The 6,236-nt window shown below is 53.3% G+C and carries 6 protein-coding genes; 3 read left to right on the top strand and 3 right to left on the bottom strand.

Annotated elements, in window-relative coordinates; all coding sequences use genetic code 11:
- Positions 1–161: 161 nt before the first annotated feature.
- Positions 162–1,361 (bottom strand): tyrosine--tRNA ligase, encoded by a 1,200-nt coding sequence (gene tyrS, locus B347_RS0111580; protein ID WP_019409886.1) that lies wholly within the window; start codon positions 1,359–1,361, stop codon positions 162–164.
- A gap of 211 nt (positions 1,362–1,572) precedes the next feature.
- On the opposite strand from tyrS, the gene B347_RS0111575 reads away from it, so the two are divergent.
- Both B347_RS0111575 and B347_RS0111570 read left to right on the top strand, forming a co-directional pair.
- On the top strand, positions 1,573–2,973 hold the full coding sequence (locus B347_RS0111575) for a peptidoglycan DD-metalloendopeptidase family protein (RefSeq protein WP_019409885.1): 1,401 nt from the start codon (positions 1,573–1,575) through the stop codon (positions 2,971–2,973).
- Positions 2,974–2,976: 3 nt separating this feature from the next.
- Positions 2,977–4,068: an anhydro-N-acetylmuramic acid kinase gene (locus B347_RS0111570; protein WP_019409884.1), complete on the top strand. Its 1,092-nt coding sequence runs from the start codon at positions 2,977–2,979 to the stop codon at positions 4,066–4,068.
- Positions 4,069–4,130: 62 nt separating this feature from the next.
- Here the strand turns inward: B347_RS0111570 and erpA are convergent, their stop codons facing one another.
- Positions 4,131–4,481: an iron-sulfur cluster insertion protein ErpA gene (gene erpA, locus B347_RS0111565; protein ID WP_019409883.1), complete on the bottom strand. Its 351-nt coding sequence runs from the start codon at positions 4,479–4,481 to the stop codon at positions 4,131–4,133.
- A 159-nt stretch (positions 4,482–4,640) separates the two neighbouring features.
- Positions 4,641–5,675, bottom strand: a complete 1,035-nt coding sequence (gene argC / locus B347_RS0111560) for an N-acetyl-gamma-glutamyl-phosphate reductase (protein ID WP_019409882.1) — start codon at positions 5,673–5,675, stop codon at positions 4,641–4,643.
- A 133-nt stretch (positions 5,676–5,808) separates the two neighbouring features.
- Between argC and hemJ the strand changes: the two genes are divergently transcribed.
- Positions 5,809–6,234 carry a protoporphyrinogen oxidase HemJ gene (gene hemJ, locus B347_RS0111555; RefSeq protein ID WP_019409881.1) on the top strand — a complete coding sequence of 142 codons (426 nt, stop codon included), beginning with the start codon at positions 5,809–5,811 and terminating at the stop codon, positions 6,232–6,234.
- Positions 6,235–6,236 lie beyond the last annotated feature (2 nt).

Raw genomic sequence — 6,236 nt, 5'->3', positions numbered from 1 at the left:
CGCTGCTGTCAACACCTCATTTCCTGCTTCGATGACTTGAAGCTGGCACTGCCGAAAACCAATCCAACTCATTGATATTCAAAGAGTTTTCCGTTTCGACTGCGCCGGAATTGGGCGCATTATAGGCGAATAAAATGCGCCGTCCAGTCTTTATTTCAGGTTTATTCAGCTTTCAGCGAAATACGTGCAAAAGCCTTCTTACCGGCCTGGCAGACATGAGTCGAACCCAGTGCATATATATAGGTGCGATCAACCACTTCGCCATCTATACGCACACCACCAGAGCCCAGCAAATCCCGAGCAACCGCAGAGTTCTTGACCAGACCTGCTTTATTAAGGACAGCAGCAATCGGCATGTCCTCAGCAGCGGTCAACTCGATCTCCGGCAAATCATCTGGCAACTCACCATCCTTCATCCGATTCCCAGCACCACGGTGAGCATTAGCAGCCGCCTCTTCACCATGGAAACGCGCAACAATCTCTTCCGCCAGCTTGATTTTGATATCGCGCGGATTAGCACCCGCCTCAACCTCAGCTTTGAACGCATTGATCTCGTCCATCGAACGAAAACTCAGCAACTCAAAATAACGCCACATCAATGCATCAGGAATGGACACCAGCTTGCTATACATCACGCCAGGCGCTTCTTGAATGCCTACATAGTTGCCCAAAGACTTGGACATCTTCTTAACACCGTCCAAACCCTCAAGCAGCGGCATCGTTACGATGCACTGAGCTTCCTGACCGTAACCGCGCTGCAACTCACGACCCATCAGCAGATTAAACTTCTGATCAGTGCCACCCAACTCAACGTCAGCTTTCAATGCAACCGAGTCATACCCCTGCACCAACGGGTAAAGAAACTCATGAATGGCAATTGGCTGGTTCGTGGTGTAGCGCTTATCGAAGTCATCGCGTTCAAGCATACGAGCAACGGTGTACTGAGACGTCAGGCGAATAAAGTCAGCCGGCCCCATTTGATCCATCCAGGTGGAATTGAACGCCACCTCGGTCTTTGCCGGATCAAGAATCTTAAAAACTTGAGTTTTATAGGTCTCGGCATTGTCGAGAACCTGTTTACGCGTCAACGGAGGACGCGTCGCACTCTTGCCACTTGGGTCACCAATCATTCCGGTGAAATCACCAATAAGGAAGATCACCTGATGACCCAGCTCTTGAAATTGGCGAAGCTTATTAATAAGTACGGTGTGCCCCAAGTGCAGATCGGGAGCCGTCGGGTCGAATCCCGCTTTAATACGCAACGGCTGACCGCGCTTGAGTTTCTCGACCAATTCAGACTCGACCAGTACCTCTTCGGCACCACGCTTGATTAGCGCTAGCTGCTCTTCAACCGACTTCATATCAGACCCGTAAGGCTCAAATTCAAAGGGAACCAACCATACAAGATCAGAGACTAATTACAAGTTCTGCCCGGCATATGGCGACTAACCGTCCGGGAAAGACTTGCAGGCTTGCTTCAAGGGTGATTTGGTTATATTTTATACAGTTATTTCATCTTTACCGTGTCAGTCATCTTTTCCAATTCATCCTTTATTCAAAGTCCAATTATCTATGACCAGTCAACCGCCTAAAGCGCCACCGCTTTATCCGAAGACCCACCTGCTCGCAGCAAGTGGTATCGCCGCCCTTTTAAGCTTGGCCCTGCTGGTTTTCCCTTCGAGCGAAGTAGAAGCAAAAAGAACAACCCTAATACTCGAACCCGAGTCCCCGGCAGAGCAACTCACACAAGACCAAGACACCGCCGAGCTCGTTCAAGCGGCAAATGAAGCCAATCCCTCCCCTTTTGCCCAAATAGAACAGCAAGACGAAACCCCTGTCGCGACGGTAAAAACCGAAGAGCCAAAAGCTCCGAATCATCGCGAAGTCGTAGTAGCCAAAGGCGATACACTGTCTACATTATTTGAAAAAGTAGGCCTGCCTGCCGCGTCCGTTCACGAAATTTTGGCCAGCGACAAACAAGCCAAGCAATTCAGCCAACTCAAACACGGGCAGAAGCTAGAGTTTGAGATGAACCCCGATGGCCAATTGAACAACTTGCACAGCCAAGTGAGTGATCTTGAAACCATCAGCCTTAGCAAAACCGCCAAGGGATACACCTTTCGACGCGTAACAGCTCAGCCTGTTGTGCGCTCAGCCTATGTACATGGCGTCATCACCAGTTCGCTGTCCGCTTCCGGTCAGCGCGCAGGCCTGCCACACAGCATGACCATGGACATGGCCAAGGTCTTTGGTTACGACATCGACTTCGCTCAAGACATTCACCCCGGCGACCAATTCGAAGTCATCTACGAACAGAAAGTTATCAACGGCAAAACCGTCGGTACTGGCAACATTCTCTCCGCACGTTTTACCAACCGCGGTAAGACCTACACCGCGGTGCGTTACACCAACAAACAAGGCAACAGCAATTACTACACAGCTGAAGGCAACAGCATGCGCAAAGCCTTCATTCGTACTCCCGTTGATTTTGCCCGCATAAGCTCGCGCTTCTCCTCCGGCCGCAAACACCCAATTTTGAACAAGATTCGCGCTCACAAAGGCGTCGATTACGCAGCACCACGTGGCACCCCAATCAAGGCCACCGGCGATGGCAAAGTGCTGCTTGCTGGTCGTCGAGGGGGCTACGGGAACACTGTGATCATTCAGCACGGCAATACTTACCGCACCCTGTATGGCCACATGCAAGGCTTCGCCAAAGGCGTCAAAACCGGCGGAGCAGTGAAGCAGGGCCAGGTAATCGGCTACATCGGCACCACCGGTCTTTCCACGGGGCCACACTTGCACTACGAGTTCCAGGTCAACGGCGTACACGTTGATCCGCTAGGCCAAAAGCTTCCAATGGCTGACCCCATCGCGAAAGCCGAACGCACACGCTTCATGCAGCAAAGCCAGCCATTAATGGCCCGTATGAATCAGGAAAAGGCCACGCTTCTGGCCTCGAGCAAGCGCTAAGCCATGGCCCTCTATATAGGTGTGATGTCTGGAACCAGCCTTGACGGCCTGGACATTGCCCTTATAGAACTGGGAGAGAGTATTAACCTGCTCGCCACCCATTACACACCTATGCCGCAAGCACTGCGCACTGAACTGCTGGGTTTGTGCAGCAGCGGCCCTGACGAAGTGGCCCGTTGTGCAATCGCTGAGAACCATTGGGTCGAGCTCGCGGCACAAGGCATCAATACCCTACTCGCCCAACAGAACTTGGCGCCAGATGCCATACGCGCCATTGGCAGCCATGGTCAGACGATACGGCACGAGCCCGCACAAGGCTTTACTGTTCAGATCGGCAATCCGGCATTACTGGCCGAGCTAACGAGCATCTGCGTCATCAGTGATTTCCGCCGCCGCGATGTAGCCGCCGGAGGCCAAGGCGCCCCCTTGGTACCAGCCTTCCATGAAGCGTTGTTTACCAAAGAGGCCGGGAATAGGGCTGTTTTGAACGTAGGAGGCTTCAGCAATCTAAGCCTAATAACGCCGTCTAACCCAGTATCGGGTTTCGACTGCGGCCCAGGAAATGTTCTGCTTGATGCCTGGATACAAGCACAGCGCAGCGAATTATATGACCGCAATGGCCAGTGGGCTGCAAGTGGCCAGGTTGAACCCCTCTTACTCAACACATTGCTCAGCGATCCTTTCTTTCAAACAAAGGGGCCAAAGAGCACAGGGCGCGAGGTATTCAACCTTCCTTGGCTAATGAATCATCTTGACGCTCTTCCACCTTTCGCTGCCGAAGACGTTCAAGCCACCCTGCTGGAACTTACCGCACAGACCATCGTGCAATCACTGCAAGCCGCTCAACCCAACACCCGCGAATTACTCGTGTGCGGGGGCGGCGCCCATAATGGCGCATTGATGCGTCGCTTGGCTCAACTGCTTGCACCAACACAGGTCAGCAGCACACAAACCAAAGGCGTTGATCCTGACTGGGTCGAAGCCATGGCCTTCGCATGGCTTGCACATTGCTGCCTTGAAAACATCCCTGCCAATCGCCCGAGCGTCACAGGCGCACGTGGGCTGCGCGTTCTTGGCGCAATCTACCCCGCCTAAACAGCGGACAGCAAAACGCCGCGAATCGACGCGGCGTTGAGTGTGTAACCTGTACTACGCGATTAAATCGAGAACGATGATCCGCAACCACACGTCGTGGTCGCATTCGGGTTCTTGATGACAAAGCGCGAGCCTTCCAGACCTTCCTGATAATCCACCTCGGCACCTGCCAAGTACTGGAAACTCATCGGATCCACCACCAAGCTAACGCCTTCGCGCTCAACAAGGGTGTCGTCATCGGCCACTTCTTCATCGAAGGTAAAGCCGTACTGAAAACCGGAACAACCGCCGCCCGTAACAAACACGCGCAACTTCAAACGATCATTACCCTCTTCATCGACCAGGCTCTTCACCTTGTGCGCAGCACCTTCGGTGAATTGCAAAGCCGTGGGGGTGAAGGATTCGACGCTCATGCTGACTATCTCCCGGCGCTATGCCGCCATAATGCGTGATGACGCGCATTATCCGCTTCTCCTAGAAAGGCGGTCAACTATTTGAGGGTAGCTACAAATAATCGGCCACCAGCGGCAGGCTATTCACTTACCGCTGCAGCTTGATCCTTGCGACTGCCTTTAAGGCAACATCCCCGCATGGGACAAACCCAGACGCTCATCCAGCCCAAACAGAATATTCATGTTCTGAACCGCTTGGCCGGAAGCGCCCTTGACCAGGTTGTCGATAACCGACAGCACCACCACCAAATCTCCATCCTGTGGACGATGCACCGCAATACGGCACACGTTAGCCCCGCGAACACTGCGGGTTTCTGGGTGGCTGCCGGCCGGCATTACATCCACAAAAGGCTCATTGGCATAACGCTTCTCAAACAACGCCTGAAGATCGACCGAGCGATCAACAACCGTTGCGTAAAGCGTGGAGTGGATACCACGAATCATCGGGGTCAAATGTGGGACAAAGGTCAAACCTACGTCTTTGCCCGCTGCACGACGCAGCCCTTGGCGAATTTCTGGCAAATGACGATGCCCTTTAACAGCATAAGCTTTCATGCTTTCAGACGTCTCAGCATACAAAGAGCCCACACTTGCACCACGTCCGGCACCGCTGACACCTGACTTACAGTCAGCAATCAACAACGAGGTGTCAGCCAGACCCGCTTCCAGCAACGGTAAAAAGCCCAACTGAGCTGCCGTTGGGTAGCATCCCGGCACAGCAATCAGTCGAGCCTGCTTGATTTGCTCACGGTTAACCTCAGGCAGACCGTATACAGCTTCTTTCAGCAATTCTGGCGCCCCGTGCGGCTGGCCATACCACTTGGCCCACTCATCCGCGTCCTGCAAGCGGAAGTCAGCGGACAGGTCGATGACCTTGGTACCGGCCGCCAGCAAATCGCCAGCCAACGCATGGGCTACACCGTGAGGCGTGGCAAAAAACACAACATCGCACGCAGCCAGTGTTTGAGTATCCGGAACGCTGAAAGCCAGGCCATCATAGTGGCCTCGTAGGTTGGGATACATATCGGCAACAGGCAGGCCCGCTTCGGATCGAGAAGTGATCACCACCACTTCAGCTTGCGGATGCTGTGCCAGCAAACGCAGTAATTCGACACCGGTGTAACCCGTGCCGCCGACAATACCGACCTTGACCATAACCTGCCCTCAACGAACCCACTGGAAAGCCCTCGATAATAGGGACAGCGCGCCCCTGCGACAACCATCAAGGTGACTCAAGAACGCTCTACTACTACTATTTGATCTACCGTGAACCTGGGAATAACTAAAAATGCTTTATCTATGGATCAAAGCCTTCCACATCATCAGCATCGTCTGTTGGTTTGCCGGCCTGTTTTACCTGCCTCGCCTCTTTGTTTACCACGCACAAAGCGAAGATTCCGTCAGCAAAGAACGATTTAGCCTCATGGAACGCAAGCTCTATCGCGGCATCATGGGCCCCGCAATGATCGCCACACTGATCTTCGGCGGCTGGCTGCTCTATCTGGCTCCGGGCTTCCTTAGCCAAGGGTGGATGCACGCCAAACTAACGCTGGTATTTCTGCTCATCGGTTACCACCACATGTGCGGCGCACAAGTAAAACGCTTCGCCCGTGGCGAGAACACCCGCAGCCACGTGTTCTATCGCTGGTTCAATGAAGTACCTGTCTTGTTCTTACTGGCCATCGTCATTCTGGTGGTGGTCAAACCGTTCTAAAT

The organism is Pseudomonas psychrophila HA-4 (assembly GCF_000282975.1).
In the GTDB taxonomy this organism is placed as follows: Bacteria; Pseudomonadota; Gammaproteobacteria; order Pseudomonadales; family Pseudomonadaceae; genus Aquipseudomonas; species Aquipseudomonas psychrophila_A.
The sequence above is the reverse complement of the archived record's forward strand: the minus strand, read 5'-3'. Positions and strand labels throughout refer to the sequence as shown.